This is a genomic window from Pseudomonas sp. GW823-FHT06B06 (assembly GCF_058795195.1).
Map to the genome: position 1 here is coordinate 81820 of NZ_JBXAHO010000023.1, position 19653 is coordinate 101472.

Consider the following 19653-nt stretch of genomic DNA (forward strand, 5'->3'; position numbering starts at 1 on the left):
ACCGATTACTGGGTAATCGTTGCAACAGATACAGGGGCGTCGCCAAGCGGTAAGGCAGCAGGTTTTGATCCTGCCATGCGTTGGTTCGAATCCAGCCGCCCCTGCCATTTTCTATACTCATCCAGGTTACCCTCAGCCTCTAGGTACTGCGCGTGTCCAAGATGATGGTCTTTACGGGGAATGCTAACCCCGATCTGGCTCGGCGTGTCGTACGTCAGCTGCATATCCCTCTCGGTGACATCTCTGTCGGTAAATTCTCCGACGGCGAAATTACAGCCGAGATCAATGAAAACGTCCGCGGTAAAGATGTCTTCATTATTCAGCCGACTTGCGCTCCGACCAACGATAACCTGATGGAACTGGTAGTGATGGCTGATGCCTTCCGCCGCTCCTCGGCTACTCGTATCACTGCTGTTATTCCTTACTTTGGTTATGCCCGCCAGGATCGCCGTCCGCGTTCCGCACGTGTAGCTATCAGCGCGAAAGTCGTGGCTGACATGCTTACCGTAGTCGGCATCGACCGTGTTCTCACGGTTGATCTGCATGCTGACCAAATCCAGGGTTTCTTCGATATTCCGGTAGATAACATCTACGGCTCCCCGGTTCTGGTGGATGACATTGAAGATCAGCGCTTCGAAAACCTGATGATCGTATCCCCGGACATTGGTGGTGTCGTGCGTGCACGTGCCGTTGCCAAATCCCTGGGCGTGGATCTCGGGATCATCGACAAACGCCGTGAGAAAGCCAATCACTCTGAAGTGATGCATATCATCGGTGATGTCGAAGGGCGTACCTGTATTCTGGTCGATGACATGGTCGATACCGCCGGCACCCTGTGCCACGCGGCCAAGGCCTTGAAAGAGCATGGCGCTGCCAAGGTTTTCGCCTACTGCACGCACCCTGTGTTGTCCGGTCGGGCGATCGAAAACATCGAAAATTCCGTGCTGGACGAGCTGGTGGTGACTAACACCATCCCGCTGTCCGCTGCAGCACAAGCCTGTGCGCGTATCCGCCAACTGGATATCGCACCGGTAGTTGCCGAGGCGGTTCGCCGCATCAGCAATGAAGAATCGATCAGCGCGATGTTCCGCTAAGGGCCCTGCCCTTCTCGAAATGTCTCGTTGACGAAAAGCGCCCCGCCCCGGCATTCCTGTCGGGGCGGGGCTTTTTTGCCCATATCGCCTTTAGCGCTGGTCGCAAACGCTGGGGCGAGTGTGGTTATTTTGGAGATACAACATGAACGATTTTACTCTGAATGCTGAAGTGCGTTCCGACCTGGGGAAAGGTGCGAGCCGCCGCCTGCGTCGTCTCGCAAGCCTGGTTCCAGCTGTAGTTTACGGTGGCGACAAAGCCCCTGAATCCATCAGCATGCTGGCCAAAGAAGTTGCCAAACTGCTCGAAAACGAAGCGGCTTACAGCCACATCATCGAGCTGAACGTTGGTGGCACCAAGCAAAACGTCGTAATCAAAGCTCTGCAACGTCACCCGGCCAAAGGCCACGTGATGCACGCTGACTTCGTACGCGTAGTTGCCGGCCAGAAGCTGACCGCTATCGTTCCAGTGCACTTCATCAACGAAGAAGCACCGACCAAGAAAGGCGGCGAAATCTCGCACGTTGTTGCCGAGATTGAAGTTTCCTGCCTGCCGAAAGATCTGCCTGAGTTCATCGAAGTCGACCTGGCTGACGCTGAAATCGGTTCGATCATTCACCTGTCCGACCTCAAAGCCCCTAAAGGCGTTGAGTTTGTTGCTCTGGCACACGGCGATGACAAGGCTGTTGCCAACGTCCACGCTCCACGTGTTGCTCCAGAAGCTGCAGAAGGCGCTGCAGAGTAATTTACTCTGCGTTGCCGGAGTGACCGGAAACATCGCGGACTAGAGCGTAGCGAGAAAGCGGGCGAGAACGCGGAGTTTACATCATGGTAAATGAGCATTTTTCGTCCACTTTCGCCGCACTCCCTGATTGCGGCGATGTTATCCACCACTCCAATGAAGGGCCCCTATCGTGACTGCCATTAAACTGATCGTTGGCTTGGGAAATCCAGGCGCTGAATACGAACAGACCCGGCATAACGCAGGGGCCCTTTTTGTTGAGCGCATCGCGAACGCACAAGGTGTGAACCTTGTGGCGGACCGCAAATATTTCGGCCTGACCGGGCGCTTTTCGCATCAGGGTCAGGATGTTCGTCTGCTGATTCCCACCACGTACATGAACCGTAGCGGCCAGGCCGTGGCGGCCCTTGCAGGTTTCTTCCGCATCAAGCCTGAAGAAATCCTCGTGGCACACGACGAACTCGATCTGCCTCCGGGCGTTGCCAAACTCAAAGTGGGCGGCGGCCATGGCGGTCATAACGGTTTGCGCGACATCATTGCGCAACTGGGCAATCAGAACACTTTCCACCGCCTGCGGCTTGGCATCGGTCACCCGGGCGTCGCCAGCATGGTTTCAAATTTCGTCCTGGGTCGTGCGCCACGCGCCGAACAGGAAAAACTCGATGCCAGCATCGACTTTGCCCTCGGCGTGCTGCCGGATATCCTCGCCGGTGAATGGAACCGCGCGATGAAAAACCTGCACAGCCAGAAGGCCTGACTTTTACCCGAGGGGAAACACCATGGGATTCAATTGCGGCATCGTCGGCCTGCCTAACGTCGGCAAGTCCACCCTGTTCAACGCCCTGACCAAATCCGGTATCGCGGCCGAGAACTTCCCCTTCTGCACCATCGAGCCCAACAGCGGTATCGTGCCGATGCCGGATCCGCGCCTGCAGGCCCTGGCGGAAATCGTCAATCCAAAGCGCATCCTGCCGACCACCATGGAATTCGTCGACATCGCAGGTCTCGTGGCCGGCGCGTCGAAAGGTGAAGGCCTGGGCAACAAGTTTTTGGCCAACATCCGTGAAACCGATGCCATCGCCCACGTGGTCCGCTGCTTCGAAGACGAGAACGTGATTCACGTCTCCAACAGCGTCGACCCGAAACGCGATATCGAAATCATCGACCTGGAACTGATCTTCGCCGACCTCGACAGCTGCGAGAAGCAACTGCAGAAAGTCGCGCGCAACGCCAAGGGCGGCGACAAGGACGCAGTGGTCCAGAAAGGCCTGCTGGAGCAACTGATCGCTCACTTCACCGAAGGCAAGCCGGCGCGCAGCCTGATGAAGAACATGGGCACCGACGAGAAGGCGGTGATCAAGGGCTTCCACCTGCTGACCACCAAGCCGGTCATGTACATCGCCAACGTCGCTGAAGACGGTTTCGAGAACAACCCGCACCTGGACGTGGTCAAGGCCATCGCCGAAGAAGAAGGCGCCATGGTTGTTCCGGTGTGCAACAAGATCGAAGCGGAAATCGCCGAGCTCGATGACGGTGAAGAGAAAGACATGTTCCTCGAAGCCCTGGGTCTCGAAGAGCCTGGCCTGAACCGCGTGATCCGCGCCGGCTACGAAATGCTGCACCTGCAGACTTACTTCACCGCCGGTGTCGAAGAAGTCCGCGCCTGGACCGTGCGAGTCGGTGCCACCGCACCACAAGCTGCAGGCGTGATCCATACCGACTTCGAAAAGGGCTTCATCCGCGCCGAAGTGATCGCCTACAACGACTTCATCCAGTACAAGGGTGAAGCCGGTACCAAGGAAGCAGGCAAATGGCGCCTGGAAGGCAAGGATTACATCGTCAAGGACGGCGACGTGATGCACTTCCGCTTCAACGTCTGACGTTCGCAACCATTAACAAAAAAAGCACCCTGGGGTGCTTTTTTTGTGGGCGCTTTAAACGGGGTTAGCCCGTCACCTTCGCGCGCGCCGCGTGCAGTTTCTTGTAGCTCTCGATCAGTCGCAGATGCCTGTCGAGGCCCTCCAGCTTCATGCTGGTAGGCGTCAAGCCGAAGAAGCGCACGCTGCCGTTCACGGAGCCGATCGCGGCGTCCATGCGCTCGTTGCCGAACATCCGGCGGAAGTTGGCCTCGTAATCGGCCAGCTCCAGGTCCTCGTCCAGTTCCATCTCCAGCACCACGTTCACGGCCTGGTAGAACAAGCCGCGCTCGACCGTGTTGTCGTTGTACTGGAGGAACATTTCCACCAGCTCCTTGGCCTCTTCAAATTTCTGCAAGACGAGATTGAGCAACAACTTCAACTCCAGGATCGTCAACTGACCCCAGACGGTATTGTCGTCGAATTCGATGCCGATCAAGGTGGTGATGTCGGTGTAGTCATCCAGCTCGCTGTCTTCCAGACGCTTGAGCAGTGACTTCAGGCCGGCCTTGTCCAGGCTGTGCAGATTGAGGATGTCCTCGCGGAAAAACAGCGCTTTGTTGGTGTTATCCCAGATCAGGTCGTCAACCGGATAAATTTCCGAGTAGTCCGGCACCAGAATGCGGCAGGCCGTCGCGCCGATGTGCTCATACACCGCCATGTACACTTCTTTGCCCATGCCTTCGAGAATGCCGAACAAGGTCGCGGCTTCCTCGGCATTGGAGTTTTCACCCTGGCCGGAGAAGTCCCACTCCACGAATTCGTAATCGGACTGGGCACTGAAGAAGCGCCACGACACCACGCCGCTCGAATCAATGAAGTGCTCGACGAAGTTGTTAGGCTCAGTCACCGCATGGCCTTCAAAGGTCGGCAGGGGCAAGTCATTGAGGCCTTCGAAGCTGCGGCCCTGCAACAACTCCGTCAGGCTGCGTTCCAGCGCCACTTCCAGGCTCGGGTGCGCGCCGAACGAGGCGAATACACCACCGGTACGCGGGTTCATCAAGGTGACGCACATTACCGGGAACTCGCCCCCCAGGGACGCATCCTTCACCAACACAGGGAACCCCTGCTCTTCCAGCGCCTGGATACCGGCCAGTATCGCGGGGTATTTCGCCAGCACGTCGGCCGGCACATCCGGCAGGGCAAATTCACCTTCGATGATTTCGCGCTTTACCGCGCGCTCGAAGATTTCCGACAAGCACTGCACCTGCGCTTCGGCCAGCGTATTACCGGCGCTCATGCCATTGCTCAGGTACAGGTTTTCGATCAGATTGGAGGGGAAATACACCACCTCGCCGTCTGACTGGCGTACATACGGCAGCGAACAGATGCCGCGCTCTTCGTTGCCCGAGTTGGTGTCGATCAGATGCGAGCCACGCAACTCGCCATCGCGGTTGTAAACCCGCAGGCAGTAGGCGTCGAGAATCTCCGGCGGCAGTTCATCTTTAGGGCCAGGCTGGAACCAGCGTTCGTTCGGGTAGTGTACAAACGCCGCATTGGCGATGTCCTCTCCCCAGAACTGATCGTTGTAGAAGAAGTTACAGTTCAACCGCTCGATGAACTCGCCCAAGGCCGACGCCAACGCGCCCTCTTTGGTCGCGCCCTTGCCATTGGTAAAGCACATAGGCGAGTGCGCATCGCGGATATGCAGCGACCATACATTGGGCACGATATTGCGCCACGAAGCGATTTCGATCTTCATGCCCAGGTCGGCCAGAATGCCCGACATGTTGGCAATGGTCTGTTCCAGCGGCAGGTCTTTGCCCACGATGTAGGTGCCCGCCCCTGAACCTGAAATGGAAGCCGGCATCAGCAACGCCTGGGCGTCGGCATCCAGGTTCTCCACCTCTTCAATCACGAACTCAGGCCCGGCCTGCACCACCTTTTTGACGGTGCAGCGGTCGATGGAGCGCAAGATGCCCTGACGGTCTTTGTCGGAGATATCTGCCGGCAACTCGACCTGAATTTTGAAAATCTGGTTGTAGCGGTTTTCCGGGTCGACGATGTTGTTCTGCGACAGTCGGATGTTTTCGGTAGGGATATTGCGAGTGTCGCAGTACAACTTCACAAAGTAAGCCGCACACAACGCCGACGAAGCCAGGAAGTAGTCGAACGGACCCGGTGCCGAGCCATCGCCCTTATAGCGGATAGGCTGGTCGGCCACCACGGTGAAGTCATCGAACTTGGCTTCAAGTCGAAGGTTGTCGAGAAAATTGACCTTGATTTCCATGGGGGATACCACAATAGCGAGCAAACGAATGGCCGCCATTATCCGGCTTTTCAGCCGGAAGTCTTGTGCAAGCTCGCGCTAACGGCTTAGTGGCAGGTGATCAGGCCTTTTTGGCGCGTGGCAGGAAAATCGCCAATACACCCAATAACGGCAGGAATGAACACAGGAAGTACACGTATTCGATGCCGTGTATGTCCGCCAGGTGGCCCAGCAGCGCCGCGCCAATCCCACCGAAGCCGAACATCAGGCCGAAGAACACCCCGGCAATCATCCCGACATTGCCTGGCACCAGCTCCTGGGCGTACACCACGATGGCCGAGAAGGCTGAGGCGAGGATGAAGCCGATGACTACACTCAGGACAGTGGTCCAGAACAGGTCCACATGCGGCAGCAGCAATGTGAACGGCGCAACGCCCAGGATCGAGAACCAGATCACCGCCTTGCGCCCGATTTTGTCGCCGATGGGCCCGCCGAAGAAGGTCCCCGCGGCCACCGCACCGAGAAACAGGAACAGGTGCAGCTGCGAACTGGCCACCGACAGGTCGAACTTCTCTATCAGGTAGAAGGTGAAATAACTGGTGAGGCTGGACATGTAGAAGTATTTGGAGAACACCAGCAGCCCGAGCACCACCAGCGCGCTGGTCACCCGCCCCTTGGACAGGCCGTGGGTCGCTGCCTGGCCCTGCTTGAGCTTGAACAGGTTCAAGTGGTTGGCGTACCAGCGACTGATCCGGTACAGCACGAACAGTGCAAACACCGCGAACAAGCCGAACCAGGCCACATTCCCTTGGCCGTAAGGGATGATGATCGCCGCCGCCAGCAACGGACCGAACGCCGAGCCCGCGTTGCCCCCGACCTGGAAGGTCGATTGTGCCAGGCCAAACCGCCCCCCCGAGGCCAGCCGCGCCACGCGAGAAGCTTCCGGGTGAAAGGTCGAGGAGCCAATGCCGATCAAGCCCGCCGCCAGCAGAATCAGCGGGAAGCTGCCGACCACCGACATCATCACGATGCCGATCAAAGTGCAGACCGTACCGGCTGGCAACAGCCAGGGCTTGGGATGGCGGTCAGTGTGGTAGCCGACCCAGGGTTGCAGCAGCGAAGCGGTCAGCTGGAAGGTCAGGGTGATCAGGCCGACCTGGGTGAACGTCAGGCCATAGTTGGCCTTGAGCATCGGGTAGATCGACGGCAGCACCGATTGAATCAGGTCGTTGATCAGGTGCGCCAGTGCCACCGCGCCGATGATGCGCATGACCAGGGGGCTGCTTTGTGAAGGCGCGGACGCCGCCGCAGTGGCGGGCTGAACGTTGCTGATAGCCATGAAATTTCCGAAAAACAGAGGGGTGCACACGGGCAGGTGCGTCAATGTGCCATTTTTCGTTGCTGCAGCGCCATCCCCTTAGCCTGCTAACGACCTCGCTATTCGGCAGATTTCCACTCGATCTACACCCTCCTCCGGCCCGTTTTTTCGGTTCAGGAAGATAAGCGGTTGAAAGTGTAGAGAAATATTTTAAATATACGCTTGACGCATCTGCATTACCGGTGAATAATGCGCGCCATCTTGGCTACATAGCTCAGTTGGTTAGAGCATAGCATTCATAATGCTGGGGTCCGGGGTTCAAGTCCCTGTGTAGCCACCAAGTGCTAAAAACGGCTTACCGAAAGGTAAGCCGTTTTTTTATGCCTCAAGAAAATGGCTGCTCCTTTGTAGGAGCGAGCATGCTCGCGATGGACTTGAACGATAACGCGGGGAGTCAGGTTCCCCCGCGGTGCATTTGAGTCCATCGCGAGCATGCTCGCTCCTACACCATCATCGTCATCATCAGCAACGAATCGCCGGTAGCGCCGACAACGCCCGCTCCCAGATCTGCCAGGTACGCAGCCAGACCATGGCCTGCCAATCGCTATCGGCCGGATAGAACTGTTCAAGCAGATTCAACTTGATCTCTCGCCCCTGCGCATCGTGGACATTACCGTGCAGATGCAACCAGTGGTCATCGCGCAGATGTCGATGGACGTCCGGCCCCGGATAAGTCCCGCACTCGATCACGAACGGCATCAACCGCACCTGCGGCAGCGCATTGAGCAACGCCTGCGAGGTGTAGCCGGTCGCAGTGGCTGCAACACCGGTTTCGCTCAGGGTGTCGGCGCCGGTGTGCAACGTGTAGAGCCACGGACCGTAAATTGCCTGGGCATCGGCCAGCGCCGGATAAGCCGCTTCGGTGATCGTCAACAACATCGGATGCCCATACTCCCCGGCCCCGGTGTGCAAGTCGAAACACAGGGCGACGTCAGCATGGGCCACGTGCTTTTGCATAATCTGCTGCAATGTGCGATTCGACCAACTGGGGGCCACCCCACCGTAGAACAATCCGTCCGGGTGCGCATGCTGGCCACCTTCGACAATCGACATGACCGCGGGCCATCCGTGGAGGCGGATTTGCTCATCCAGCAAGGCATCGGCCCGATCTCGCTCAGGCCCGCGCAACTGCGTGCAGGCATAAATTTCATGCAGCGCGTCATAAGCCTGGTTATCCGGCAGCGCACGATCGAAGTCCAGGTGATTGCGGTTCAGGTCGATGTTGTCTTCATTGACCCGACGCAGCCACGCCATGCCCCAGGGATTGATCGCATGAATCATCACCACGGCGACATCCGTAGGCAATGAGCGCTTACCGAGCTCCTGCAGCCACTTGATCTGGCAACCCGAGCCATAGAAGCCCTCGACCCCGTGAGTACCGCTCAGCGCGATCAGCAGGCGTTTAGCGCCAGGATCGCCGAGTACCGCTACATCGGTGCCCAAGGCCTCGCCTGATGGCCCCTTGAGAGGATGGGGATACTCGCTCAGCGTCGCACCGGCCGCGGTTGCCGCCGCCAGGAATTGTTCGCGCTGGGAACGGTAGCTGGGCTGGGCTGGAAACTCGCTGTGCATGGCTGCCTCTTGTGGGTCTTGTGGGGTGATCGCTGGCAATGACCCTACAGAAAATCCGTCGATTGATGAAGAGCGACCACGGGACCTGGTTTGCGTCACTGCGAGGTCACCGATACAGTCCCCGGTATATTTATCCCACGGACGGAGTGCCTCCATGTTCCCAGCCTCCCATTCGAGTCGCGCGCGCCTGCCAGCCCTGGCGCTGATCATCACCGCGCTGACCCTTGGTGCCTGCCACAACGCGTCCGCCCCGACGCTGCCCACGGCACCGGAAAACGCGTCCGGTTATCGTACCGACCTGCAGACCCGACACGCTTCACGCCACATGGCCGCAGCCGCCAACCCATTGGCCGCCGAAGCCGGGCGCGAGATGCTGCGTCGGGGCGGTTCGGCCATCGATGCCGCCATTGCCATGCAAGCGGTTCTGACGCTGGTCGAACCGCAGTCCTCGGGCATCGGTGGCGGCGCGTTGATCGTGCTCTGGGATGGCCAATCCGTGCGCGCCTACGACGGGCGCGAAACCGCACCGGCCGGTGCCACCGAGAAACTGTTCCTGCAGGCCGATGGCCAGCCGATGCCCTTCACCCAGGCACAGATTGGCGGGCGCTCGGTGGGAACTCCCGGGGTGTTGCGAGCCCTTGAGCTGGCCCATCGCAAACACGGTCGTTTGCCATGGGCGCAGCTGTTCGAGCCCGCCATCGAATTGGCCGATCAAGGCTTTGTCATCTCGCCTCGCCTGCATCGGTTGATCGCTGCGGATTCGTCCATAAAGCGCTCTGCGGAAATGACGGCCTACTTCCTGAATGCCGATGGCAGCCCGAAAGCCAGCGGCACCCTGTTGAAGAATCCGCCCTTGGCTGCCGCCTTGCAACGCATCGCCAAGGAAGGACCGGATGCCTTGTACAAAGGGCCTATCGCACAAGAGATCGTGGCCAAGGTCCAGGGTCACGCCAACCCGGGCAGCCTGTCGCTGAGCGACCTGGTCAACTACAGCGCCAAGGAACGCGCGCCTTTGTGCACCGACTACAAGCGCTGGCAGGTCTGTGGCATGCCGCCCCCCTCATCGGGCGGGATCGCCATGGCGCAGATCCTCGGCACGCTGCAAGCCCTGGAGACAAGCGACAAGCGTTGGGCCCTGGCGCCGATGCAACCGGTGAAAGCCAGCACAGCCGCTGGCCTCGAACCAACCGCCGAGGCCGTGCACCTGATCAGCGAAGTCGAGCGCCTGGCCTATGCCGATCGCGCGCAGTACGTGGCCGACTCGGACTTCGTGCCAGTGCCCGTCAAGGGCTTGATCGACCCGGCTTACCTGGCCAGCCGGGCGGCGCTGGTCGGCGAGCACAGCATGGACACGGCCAAGCCCGGCACGCCACCGGGCATCCAGGTCGCCTACGCGCCAGACCGCTCCCCCCTGCGCATCTCCACCTCGCAAGTGGTGGCGGTCGATGACCAGGGCGGCGCGGTGTCGATGACCACCACCATCGAATCCGCTTTCGGCTCGCATGTGATGGTCCAGGGCTTCCTGCTCAACAACGAGATGACCGACTTCTCGTTCATTCCCGAAGAGAACGGCCAGAAAGTCGCCAACCGCGTCGAACCCGGCAAGCGTCCGCGCTCGTCCATGGCCCCAACGCTGATCTTCGACCGCCAGAGTGGCGAATTCGTCGCCAGCCTCGGCTCTCCCGGCGGCTCACAAATCATCGAATACGTGGCCAAAACCACCGTCGGCCTGCTCGACTGGAACCTCGATACACAGGCAGCCATCAACCTGCCCAACTTCGGCAGCCGAAATGGCCCGACCGAACTGGAGAGCGGCCAGTTCAGCCCGGCGCTAATCCAAGCACTCAAGGACAAGGGCCACCGCGTCAACGAAATCGACATGACCAGCGGCACCCAGGCGATTGTCCGGGTCAAGGATGCACAGGGGAAGGCGTCGCTGGCCGGTGGGGCTGATCCTCGGCGGGAGGGGGAAACGTTGGGGGATTGAGTCGCTTGCAGCGTGAAGGGGCCTGCCTGGGCGAAGGCAGGCCCATTTTCCTCAACGACTGATTTTCAACGCCCGTCGAGCCTGGTGTTTTTCCAGCGCCAATTCGATCAGCCGCGTGACCAGTTCACTGTAGGTCATCCCCGCTGCCTGCCACAGTTTCGGGTACATGCTGATGCGGGTGAAGCCTGGCAGGGAGTTGATTTCATTGATCAGGACTTCGCCACTGTCAGTCAAAAATACATCGACGCGCGCCAGCCCGGAACAGCCGAGCAGCTGGAACGCCTCGACCGCCATCGCGCGAATGCGTTCGCTGGACTCGACGCTGATATTGGTCGGCACCACGACTTCAGCAGCTTTGTCGTCGATGTACTTGCTGTCGTAGGAATAGAAGCCACTGTGCACCACGATCTCGCCACAGCCGCTGGCGATGGCGTCTTCGTTGCCAAGCACCGCACATTCGATCTCTCGGCCCTTGACCGCCGACTCGATCAGCACTTTTTCATCGAAGCTCAAAGCCAGCTCGACTGCCGCCGCATATTCGGCTTCGTCGCTCACCTTGCTCACACCGACGGAAGAACCCTGGTTGGCCGGCTTGACGAACAGCGGCAGGCCGAGCTTGCCGCTGACCTCGGCAAAGCCTGTGCGCGCGGCGCTGGCGCGGGTCAGGGTGACGAACGGCGTGACGGCCAGGCCGGCATCACGCAACAGGCGCTTGCTGATGTCCTTGTCCATGCAGACCGCCGAACCCAGCACATCGGAACCGACAAACGGCAAGTCGGCCATGCGCAGCAATCCCTGCAGGCAACCGTCTTCGCCAAGGGTGCCGTGGACGATGGGGAATATCACGTCGACGTGACCCAACAGATCGGCACCGGCGGTTTCCACCAATTGCTGGTGGGCCTTGCCTGGAACCACGGCCAATTCGCGATTGGATTGATTGAGCGCGATCAGGGCCGGATTTTCCTGGTTCAGCAGGAAGTTCGAGGGGTCGTTGAGGTGCCAATGGCCTTGCTTGTCGATGCCGATCAACACCGGCTCGAAGCGCGAGCGATCCAGTGCATCGACAATGTTTTTCGCCGACTGCAGCGACACCTCGTGCTCGGTCGAGCGGCCCCCGAAAATAACGCCCACACGCAGTTTACTCATTGCCTGACCTCATCGTGGATGGCTTGCAACCTGGGTAGCCGCCACGTTACGACTGCAAGGTCCTGCCGTCCAGCGGCTCGCAGGGAGTCAGCTCGCCAACTGATTGGCAAACTGCCCCACTGCATTGACCACTTTCTGCGCGCCATCCTGGATCTCGACGATCACCGAGCCTGCTTCCGCCGCCAGCGCCAGACCCTGTTCCGCCTGGAGCTTGCCGTCGGCCATCAGGGCCACGGCGTTGCGCGCCATGTCCTGGTTTTGCCGCACCACGAGGACAATCTCGTCGGTGGCCTGGCTGGTGCGCGAAGCCAGTTGCCGAACCTCGTCCGCCACCACGGCAAAACCTCGTCCCTGCTCACCGGCACGGGCCGCTTCGATGGCCGCATTGAGCGCCAGCAGGTTGGTTTGTTCGGCAATCCCGCTGATGGTCTTGACGATGGTGCCAATTACCAGTGATTGCTCATTCAAGGCTTCGATGCCATCGACAGCGGTTTGCATGTGCCTGGCCAGGTCACGCATCACATCCACCGCCTGCGTCACCACGGCGTTGCCGCGCTGGGCGCTTTGATCGGTTTGCTGCGAGGTGCCGTAGGCAATGTTGGCCGCTTCGGCCACCGCTTGCTCCTGGTTGACCTGATCGGTGATCACCGTGGCGAATTTCACCACTTTGTAGAGTTTATTGTTGGCATCGGTCACCGGGTTGTAGGAGGCCTCCAGCCAGACTGTACGACCGTGGCTGTCGACGCGCTTGAAACGTTCGGCCACGAACTCTCCGGTGTTCAGACGGCGCCAGAACGCCTGGTATTCGGCGCTGTTGTAGTCCTCGGGAAAGCAAAAAGTACGGTGATGCTTGCCCTTGATCTGCGCCAGGCTGTAGCCCATGCCACTGAGAAAGCGCTCGTTGGCGGTCAGCACATTGCCATTGAGGTCGAACTCGATCACCGCTGTCGAACGCACCAGTGCACCGATCAGGTTTTCATGCTCACGGGAGGCCTCGATGGTGCGGGTCAGGTCGCTGGAGAAAATCGAAAAATGCTTGATCCGCCCGTCTGCCGTGCGCACGGGCTGCACAATTGAACGCAACCAGGCTTCCTGGCCAGTGCCACGCAACAGACGCACGGCACCGGCAAAGTGCTCGCCCCGACTCAGTGCGGTCTTGAAACGTAGCTGGAATTCGTCGTTTTTCACATGATCCGGAACGATCTCTTCGATGTGCCGGCCGATCAGCTCGTTGCTCTTGTAGTGCATCTCGCCGAGGAAGTTCTGGTTGACCGACTGCACCCTCCCGTCAATATCGAGGGTCAGCACGAGCATCTCGCTTTCCAGGCTTTCCTTCACTTGCTGCAGGCTGGAGAGTTCTTCGCGAAGAGCCGACAGCTCCTGCTTCAAGCGTTTATTGAACATGGGACGCACCGATGGACTGGAATAGAAAGCGACTTAGAGCCTAGCCATCGGCCTTGCAGGGATTTTCTGAAGAGCGCTTGAGGATTGTCCTACAAATATAATGAAACCGCGCCAATCGTCCCTGCCTATCACGCTGTACCGGCGGCTGGGCAACCGGCGACTCCCGGTGCCCGCGAGCCGAAATACGCCGCACTGCCCACACCCACCGCCCCCATCACCGCGCAAAAAATCACGCAGATCCAGGGGCTCCATGGCATCAGGCCGATCAACAGCAAGGGCGTGATGCTCGCCCAGGCGGCGTAGGCGATGTTGTAGGTGAAGGAAATACCCGAGACGCGAATCCGCGCCGGGAACAGGCTGACCATCACCGATGGCACCGCGCCCACTACTCCGCAACTCAGTCCAGCCACCGCGTAGGCCAGGCCGACCCAGTTGCCACCGCTGATCAGGCAGGTGTAGAGCACGCCGATACCCAGTGGCAGCAACAGGCTATAAAGCATGACGGTACGCCAGGCGCCGATGCGATCGACCAGCAGACCGGCGAGCACGCAGCCAATGTTCAGGAACACGATGCCCAATGCGCTCAGGGCGAAGGTGTGGCTGGCGGTCATGCCGAAGGTTTTTTGCATCATGGTCGGGGTGATGACCACGAACACCACCACCGCTGATGTCAGCACGCAGGTGAGAATCATCGCGGGCAGCAGGGCCAGGCGATGTTCACGCAGGACTGCCCGTAACGGCAACTCGATGGCTGCCTCGCGCCGGGCTTGCATGGCCATGAACACCGGCGTTTCGCTGAGCCAGCGCCGCAACCAGACGCCAATCACGCCAAACACCCCGCCCAGCAGGAAAGGATAACGCCAGGCGTGATCGAGGATTTCCGCTGGAGTAAAAGTCTGCGCCAGGAAGGTTGCCGTCAGGGCGCCAAGCAAATAACCAAAGGTCAGCCCCGCCTGCAGGAAGCCCAGGGCGTAGCCGCGATGGCCGACTGGCGCGTGTTCCGCTACGAATACCCAGGCGCTCGGCACCTCGCCACCCACCGCCGCGCCCTGGAGGACGCGCAGGGCCAACAGCAGCAGTGGCGCGAAATAGCCGATCTGCGCGTAGGTCGGCATGATTCCGATCAGCAGGCACGGCAGCGCCATCATCAGGATGCTCAGGCTGAACACCTTCTTGCGACCCAGACTGTCGGCGAAATGCGCCATCAGGATCCCACCCAGGGGCCGCGCCAGGTACCCGGTGACGAAGATGCCAAAGCTTTGCAGAAGCCGCAGCCACTCAGGCATTTCGGGCGGGAAAAACAGCTGGCTTAAGGTCAGGGCGAAAAATACGAAGATGATGAAGTCGTAGATTTCCAGCGCGCCACCGAGAGCCGCGAGCCCCAGGGTCTTGTAGTCCGAGCGGCTGAATGGCAGCGGACGTGGATCTATATTGGCAGTCATGAAAAGAACTCTGGCACAGGCAAAAACCAAGGCGCCCATGGTCTACGCAAACGCGCCGACGGACAACCCGTTAGACCAAAGTCCCATAGGCCTAAATCAGCGCCGCAAAAAACACTCGTTTGAATTAAGGTTGGCGTCTGTCCAGAGGGGCCTATGCTGCCCCGAAGACCACAACAAACATAATAATTCGAGGTAGTCCCGTGGCCGCTGATATCGAAGATACCCGCTCCGCCCGCTTTGCCCTGCGCTGTTCAAGCTTTGCCGAACGCTGGTTCCCCGACTCCTGGGTATTTGCCGCCCTGGCGGTGATCATTGTCGCCGTGGCCACCATGGCCATGGGCGCCAAGCCGACTGATGCGGCCATGGCCTTTGGTGACGGCTTCTGGAGCCTGATCCCGTTCACCATGCAAATGGCGTTCGTGGTGATCGGCGGTTATGTGGTCGCCAGCTCGCCACCGGCGGTGAAGCTGATCGATCGCCTGGCGAAGTTGCCGAAAAACGGGCGCTCCGCGGTGGCCTGGGTGGCCCTGATTTCCATGGTCGCGTCGCTGCTTAACTGGGGTTTGTCACTGGTGTTTGGCGGCTTGCTGGTGCGCGCCCTTGCCCGCCGTACCGACCTTAAGATGGACTATCGCGCCGCGGGTGCAGCCGCGTACCTGGGGTTGGGCGCGGTGTGGGCCCTGGGCCTGTCTTCGTCTGCTGCGCAGTTGCAGGCCAACCCGGCCAGCCTGCCGCCGTCGATCCTGTCGATTACCGGGGTGATTCCGTTCACCCAAACGATCTTTCTCTGGCAGTCGGGCGTCATGTTGCTGGCCTTGATCGTCATCTCGCTGATCATCGCCTACGCCACTGCCCCCGGCCCGCACACGGCGCGAGACGCCCAGGCCTGTGGCGTCGACCCGAGTTTCAACCTGCCACCACTGCAACCACGCACCCGTCCCGGAGAATGGCTGGAACACAGCCCGCTGCTGACCATCCTGTTGGTGCTGCTGGCGGCTGGGTGGCTGTTCCATGAGTTTTCCACCAAACCTGCGATCAGCGCGATTTCCGGTCTCAACACCTACAACTTCCTGTTCATCATGCTCGGTGCCCTGTTGCACTGGCGCCCGCGCAGCTTCCTCGACGCGGTGGCCCGCGCGGTGCCGACCACCACCGGCGTGCTGATCCAGTTCCCACTGTACGGTTCGATCGCCGCACTGATGACCACGGTCAAGGGCGCCGACGCGCAGACCCTCGCCCACCACATCTCGACCTTCTTCGTGAGCATTGCCTCCCATGACACCTATGCCCTGCTGATGGGCGTGTACTCGGCGATCCTCGGCTTCTTCATTCCGTCCGGCGGCGGTAAATGGATCATCGAAGCACCGTATGTGATGCAAGTGGCGAACGACTTGAACTACCACCTGGGCTGGGCCGTGCAGATCTACAACGCCGCCGAAGCGCTGCCCAACCTGATCAACCCGTTCTACATGCTGCCGCTGCTGGGCGTGCTGGGATTGAAGGCGCGAGACCTGATCGGCTTCTCGTTCGTGCAATTGCTGGTACACACACCACTGGTGCTGGTGCTGCTGTGGGCACTCGGAACGACGCTGGCGTATACGCCGCCGGTGATGCCATAGGGAAGCGGCTACAGCGAGGGTCAGCGCGACCTGAGACTGCGCGTTTTTCTTACAAAACGCGCAGCGTTGTCCCACCCAATCCAACGGCAAGCCCTGACTCTCGCAACCAGCTTCCTTGAATTAACCTGTCCCGGAGTATCAATCACCAAAAACCCAAGGAAGATCCGATGACACCGATATCCAAGACACTGGAAGAGTTGATCAATGAAATTTACCAGGACGGTAACGTCTCGGTGGTTGAGTACAGGGCCCTGCGAGACGATGCCGATCGCCGCATGGACGCCGTTGTCCGCGAATTTGGCCAGCACAACAATGTGACGGCCTTTCAGAAAGCGATGGATGTCGCCATGCAGTTACTGCAAAGCGCCGTCCTCGATGCCAAAAAAGCCAGGCTGAGCGATACCGGTGAGGCTATCGTCAAGGATGCGGTTACCGCACAGGTCGAGTACTTGCGTGCCGGCAGCCAATTGGCGCTACGCCTGTTGTGATCGCCTGACCTCACTCCCCCGCAAACACTGATCGCGGGCTGGATCGCACGCTTCGAAAAAAAGTGCTTGAGGCCTGGTTTTCTGCATCATTGTGTTGATCCAGTATGACGTGCATCTTCGTATCGCGACCACGCTGAAAAGGATCTGAGCATGTTAAGACTCGCAGGCCTCACTCTCGCGGCCCTCACCCTGAGCACCGCTGCTCATGCCGATATCGCCCTGAAGCTGGGCAGCACCGAACGCGTCAGTCGTTTGTTCGCCTATCCCAACAACTGCAACGTGATCTGCTTTCGCAACTGGACGCTGGAGCAGACCGTCGAGCACTACCTGACGCAAAGCGTGCAGCGCGATGGCTATAGCGAGGCCAAGGTCCTGGTCAAAACCGAAAACGGTCAACTCCATGCCGAAATCACGGGCGTGCCCAGGCGCTATGAAAAACCCCTGGCAGCACTGCTTGACGCCGGCGAGCTGGCCTACAACGGTGCGAGCAAACTGAATGCCGACGGCAAGTGGGCCTATAACTGGCATTTTTTCCTGCCACTGGGCATGGCCCTGGAAAACCGCAGAAGCGTCGAGCTGCTGCACTTCCCACCCGATTATTCGCTGACCCAGGCCCAGGATTACCTGAAGTCGGCCACCACGGATCGCTGGGCCACGCTGCTGACCATCAATGGCGTCCCGCCCGAGCAGCTACCGGGCTACCAAACCATTATCGATATCGCCCCGATTGCCGCACCTTCGAACGCCGGCAAGGATCTGGAAGGCGTCTACGACTACTTCAAGGACTACCAGACCAACATGGTCAAGCAGGTGACCGTACATTCCAGCGGCGCGGCCTTGCCAACGGTTGCCTTCGGTGCACCGGTGCGCAATTGGATCAAGCAGCAATACGGGCCAACCGTGAATGTGTTGAGCCTGGTGACAATCAGCCCGGTCGACGGAGTAAAAGTACCGCTATTGGGCGCCAACCATCCCAGCTACATCTGGTACGCCGCCGATCCAGCCAGCTACACCGGCAAAGACGCCCAGGCCCAAGCCGATACTGCGGGCCTGAAAGTCATGGGCCAGGATTTGAGTGCCGCTTGCTGGCAGGCCGCCATGGGCCGTGAAACGGACACCAATCCCGATATCGAGCTGAAAAGCTGCACCCAGACATGGCAAGTAGCCCAGGCCGATAAAACCTGTGCGCTGTTCTACACCTCGATCCGCAAGCTGACCCCGGGACAGGCCGCGGGCAAATGTGCGACAGCATCGATCAAGGCCCAGCTCAAATTGCTCAAGGTGCCAGCGCCAGCCCCGGCGATACCCGCGCCCGCGCTATAGGCTGACGAGTCAACTGACGGAGAGCGCCGACGACCAGATGTTTTTGCAACACTGGCGTCGGCAAAGCGTCTGCTGCGCAGGCTTACAACTTCTCGACCGGACGCAGTCGATACTGCGGTGGCAATTGCTCGAAACCGCTGATCGTGGTGTTCAGGCTTTTCCAGCGACCGTCCTTGATGCCGTAGATGCAACCGTGAATCGACAGGTTCTGCCCGCGGTGCCAGGCATTTTGCACAATGCTGGTATGGGCGACGTTGGCCACTTGCTGAATCACGTTGAGCTCGCAGAGGCGGTCGACCTGCTCCTCTTCGGTGGCCAATTTGGCGAGTTCTTCACGTTTCTCGTAGTAGAGATCGCGAATCGAACGCAGCCAACCGTCGATCAGGCCGAACTGACGGTCCTGCATCGAGGCGCGCACGCCGCCACAGCCATAGTGGCCGGTCACGAGGATATGCTTGACCTTGAGTACGTCGACCGCGTACTGGATCACCGACAGGCAGTTGAGATCCGTATGCAACACCACGTTGGCCACGTTGCGGTGCACGAACAGATCGCCCGGCAGCATGCCGACGATCTCGTTGGCCGGCACCCGCGCATCGGAACAGCCGATCCACAGGTACTCCGGCGTTTGTTGACGAGCCAGCTTGGCGAAGAAGTCAGGATCTTCTTTGGTGATCGCGTCGGCCCAGCGCTCGTTGTTATCAATCAGATCTTGTAATTCGTTCATGCAATGAAGCCTCGATAATGGTGCGCTGCTTTGACAGACAACCGTCCGTCGGGGTCACGCGCGTTATGCAAATGCCCGCCGCTGCCCGTTCATGGCGCTCCATGCCGGTGGAATTCCCTGCAACCCAGTGGGTCCACTCTATAAGGCTAACAGTATGAGGAATTGCCATGACTGATTCACGACGTCCGTACGATGCGGTGCAACCGGAACCCATCGATGATAACGAAGATCGCATGGGCTCGGTGCATGAGCTGGATTTCGACACGGAAGAACCCAGCGCAAAAATCGGCGATGAATTGCCACACAAGGAACGCAAGCAGCTGATACCTGAAGAACGCGTGCGTGAAGCCGGCATGACGGGTGCATCGACCGATGATCATGAATCGACCGATGATGACCTGACCTCGGAAACACTCATCCGTGAGGACGGTGCGCGGGATGCCCAGGAATTGGGTGAAGGTGATCAGGCCGATTGGGACTTGAGCATTGTCGATGAAGACGAGATTGGTGGGGGCAACGGGTTGGACGAGGCAGAGATGGCGCAGAGCGATCCGCTGGACAAGAAACGCTGATCTGTAGGAGCTGCCGCAGGAATCGGCGTTCAACCAA

The 19653-nt window shown here is 59.5% G+C and carries 16 protein-coding genes, 2 tRNA genes and 1 pseudogene; 11 read left to right on the forward strand and 8 right to left on the reverse strand.

The genetic code is table 11. The annotated features are described in order from the left end of the window. Positions 1-32 precede the first annotated feature (32 nt). The 5 genes from AC1Q8Q_RS20740 to ychF all read left to right on the forward strand — a co-directional run bounded on the left by AC1Q8Q_RS20740 (position 33) and on the right by ychF (position 3713). A tRNA-Gln gene (locus tag AC1Q8Q_RS20740) sits at positions 33-107 on the forward strand. Between the two features lie 45 nt (positions 108-152). Then, positions 153-1094, forward strand: coding sequence for a ribose-phosphate pyrophosphokinase (locus tag AC1Q8Q_RS20745; RefSeq protein ID WP_003171603.1), 942 nt, complete (start codon positions 153-155; stop codon positions 1092-1094). Between the two features lie 142 nt (positions 1095-1236). Next, positions 1237-1836 (forward strand): 50S ribosomal protein L25/general stress protein Ctc, encoded by a 600-nt coding sequence (locus tag AC1Q8Q_RS20750; RefSeq protein WP_007981839.1) that lies wholly within the window; start codon positions 1237-1239, stop codon positions 1834-1836. 169 nt (positions 1837-2005) lie between these two features. Beyond that, positions 2006-2590: an aminoacyl-tRNA hydrolase gene (gene pth, locus AC1Q8Q_RS20755; protein WP_020799735.1), complete on the forward strand. Its 585-nt coding sequence runs from the start codon at positions 2006-2008 to the stop codon at positions 2588-2590. 22 nt (positions 2591-2612) lie between these two features. Beyond that, positions 2613-3713: a redox-regulated ATPase YchF gene (ychF, locus tag AC1Q8Q_RS20760; protein ID WP_168758944.1), complete on the forward strand. Its 1101-nt coding sequence runs from the start codon at positions 2613-2615 to the stop codon at positions 3711-3713. Between the two features lie 64 nt (positions 3714-3777). Here the strand turns inward: ychF and AC1Q8Q_RS20765 are convergent, their stop codons facing one another. Together AC1Q8Q_RS20765 and AC1Q8Q_RS20770 are read right to left on the reverse strand one after the other, a co-directional pair. After that, positions 3778-5979 carry an OsmC domain/YcaO domain-containing protein gene (locus tag AC1Q8Q_RS20765; RefSeq protein ID WP_020799733.1) on the reverse strand — a complete coding sequence of 734 codons (2202 nt, stop codon included), beginning with the start codon at positions 5977-5979 and terminating at the stop codon, positions 3778-3780. 100 nt (positions 5980-6079) lie between these two features. Beyond that, positions 6080-7297 (reverse strand): MFS transporter, encoded by a 1218-nt coding sequence (locus AC1Q8Q_RS20770; protein ID WP_020799732.1) that lies wholly within the window; start codon positions 7295-7297, stop codon positions 6080-6082. 242 nt (positions 7298-7539) lie between these two features. On the opposite strand from AC1Q8Q_RS20770, the gene AC1Q8Q_RS20775 reads away from it, so the two are divergent. Further along, a tRNA-Met gene (locus tag AC1Q8Q_RS20775) sits at positions 7540-7616 on the forward strand. 182 nt (positions 7617-7798) lie between these two features. On the opposite strand, the gene AC1Q8Q_RS20780 is transcribed toward AC1Q8Q_RS20775, so the two are convergent. Beyond that, on the reverse strand, positions 7799-8908 hold the full coding sequence (locus tag AC1Q8Q_RS20780) for a DUF2817 domain-containing protein (protein ID WP_492598701.1): 1110 nt from the start codon (positions 8906-8908) through the stop codon (positions 7799-7801). 154 nt (positions 8909-9062) lie between these two features. Between AC1Q8Q_RS20780 and ggt the strand changes: the two genes are divergently transcribed. After that, on the forward strand, positions 9063-10895 hold the full coding sequence (gene ggt / locus AC1Q8Q_RS20785) for a gamma-glutamyltransferase (RefSeq protein ID WP_492598702.1): 1833 nt from the start codon (positions 9063-9065) through the stop codon (positions 10893-10895). A gap of 51 nt (positions 10896-10946) precedes the next feature. On the opposite strand, the gene ddlA is transcribed toward ggt, so the two are convergent. The 4 genes and pseudogenes from ddlA to AC1Q8Q_RS20805 form a co-directional block, all read right to left on the reverse strand. Continuing rightward, positions 10947-12041, reverse strand: coding sequence for a D-alanine--D-alanine ligase (gene ddlA, locus AC1Q8Q_RS20790; RefSeq protein ID WP_492598703.1), 1095 nt, complete (start codon positions 12039-12041; stop codon positions 10947-10949). Positions 12042-12128: 87 nt separating this feature from the next. Next, positions 12129-12689, reverse strand: a complete 561-nt coding sequence (locus AC1Q8Q_RS20795; protein ID WP_420850702.1) for a methyl-accepting chemotaxis protein — start codon at positions 12687-12689, stop codon at positions 12129-12131. Beyond that, positions 12669-13445, reverse strand: a pseudogene (locus tag AC1Q8Q_RS20800) (PAS domain-containing protein); the annotation flags it as partial. The pseudogene AC1Q8Q_RS20800 and the gene AC1Q8Q_RS20795, both read right to left, overlap by 21 nt. A gap of 128 nt (positions 13446-13573) precedes the next feature. Continuing rightward, positions 13574-14887: an MFS transporter gene (locus tag AC1Q8Q_RS20805; protein WP_042955697.1), complete on the reverse strand. Its 1314-nt coding sequence runs from the start codon at positions 14885-14887 to the stop codon at positions 13574-13576. Between the two features lie 200 nt (positions 14888-15087). Here AC1Q8Q_RS20805 and AC1Q8Q_RS20810 point away from each other — a divergent pair, with 200 nt between their 5' ends. From AC1Q8Q_RS20810 to AC1Q8Q_RS20820, 3 genes are all read left to right on the forward strand, one after another. Beyond that, positions 15088-16506 carry a short-chain fatty acid transporter gene (locus tag AC1Q8Q_RS20810; RefSeq protein WP_033039034.1) on the forward strand — a complete coding sequence of 473 codons (1419 nt, stop codon included), beginning with the start codon at positions 15088-15090 and terminating at the stop codon, positions 16504-16506. A gap of 167 nt (positions 16507-16673) precedes the next feature. Next, the gene (locus AC1Q8Q_RS20815) at positions 16674-16994 is read left to right on the forward strand and encodes a hypothetical protein (protein ID WP_020799725.1); all 321 of its coding nucleotides are present in this window, start codon (positions 16674-16676) and stop codon (positions 16992-16994) included. Between the two features lie 150 nt (positions 16995-17144). Continuing rightward, positions 17145-18317: a hypothetical protein gene (locus AC1Q8Q_RS20820; protein WP_492598704.1), complete on the forward strand. Its 1173-nt coding sequence runs from the start codon at positions 17145-17147 to the stop codon at positions 18315-18317. An 82-nt stretch (positions 18318-18399) separates the two neighbouring features. Here AC1Q8Q_RS20820 and can read toward each other — a convergent pair whose 3' ends face one another. Continuing rightward, positions 18400-19044: a carbonate dehydratase gene (gene can / locus AC1Q8Q_RS20825; RefSeq protein WP_008055619.1), complete on the reverse strand. Its 645-nt coding sequence runs from the start codon at positions 19042-19044 to the stop codon at positions 18400-18402. 167 nt (positions 19045-19211) lie between these two features. Between can and AC1Q8Q_RS20830 the strand changes: the two genes are divergently transcribed. Continuing rightward, positions 19212-19616 (forward strand): hypothetical protein, encoded by a 405-nt coding sequence (locus tag AC1Q8Q_RS20830; RefSeq protein WP_033039044.1) that lies wholly within the window; start codon positions 19212-19214, stop codon positions 19614-19616. The last annotated feature ends 37 nt before the right edge of the window (positions 19617-19653 follow it).

Bases quoted from the DNA above. Each gene is read 5' to 3' on its own strand.
- can (WP_008055619.1), bottom strand. From the start codon at position 19,044: ATGAACGAATTACAAGATCTGATTGATAACAACGAGCGCTGGGCCGAC.
- AC1Q8Q_RS20820 (WP_492598704.1), top strand. From the start codon at position 17,145: ATGTTAAGACTCGCAGGCCTCACTCTCGCGGCCCTCACCCTGAGCACC.
- AC1Q8Q_RS20780 (WP_492598701.1), bottom strand. From the start codon at position 8,908: ATGCACAGCGAGTTTCCAGCCCAGCCCAGCTACCGTTCCCAGCGCGAA.
- ddlA (WP_492598703.1), bottom strand. From the start codon at position 12,041: ATGAGTAAACTGCGTGTGGGCGTTATTTTCGGGGGCCGCTCGACCGAG.
- AC1Q8Q_RS20830 (WP_033039044.1), top strand. From the start codon at position 19,212: ATGACTGATTCACGACGTCCGTACGATGCGGTGCAACCGGAACCCATC.
- ggt (WP_492598702.1), top strand. From the start codon at position 9,063: ATGTTCCCAGCCTCCCATTCGAGTCGCGCGCGCCTGCCAGCCCTGGCG.
- AC1Q8Q_RS20805 (WP_042955697.1), bottom strand. From the start codon at position 14,887: ATGACTGCCAATATAGATCCACGTCCGCTGCCATTCAGCCGCTCGGAC.
- ychF (WP_168758944.1), top strand. From the start codon at position 2,613: ATGGGATTCAATTGCGGCATCGTCGGCCTGCCTAACGTCGGCAAGTCC.
- AC1Q8Q_RS20765 (WP_020799733.1), bottom strand. From the start codon at position 5,979: ATGGAAATCAAGGTCAATTTTCTCGACAACCTTCGACTTGAAGCCAAG.
- AC1Q8Q_RS20750 (WP_007981839.1), top strand. From the start codon at position 1,237: ATGAACGATTTTACTCTGAATGCTGAAGTGCGTTCCGACCTGGGGAAA.
- AC1Q8Q_RS20815 (WP_020799725.1), top strand. From the start codon at position 16,674: ATGACACCGATATCCAAGACACTGGAAGAGTTGATCAATGAAATTTAC.
- AC1Q8Q_RS20770 (WP_020799732.1), bottom strand. From the start codon at position 7,297: ATGGCTATCAGCAACGTTCAGCCCGCCACTGCGGCGGCGTCCGCGCCT.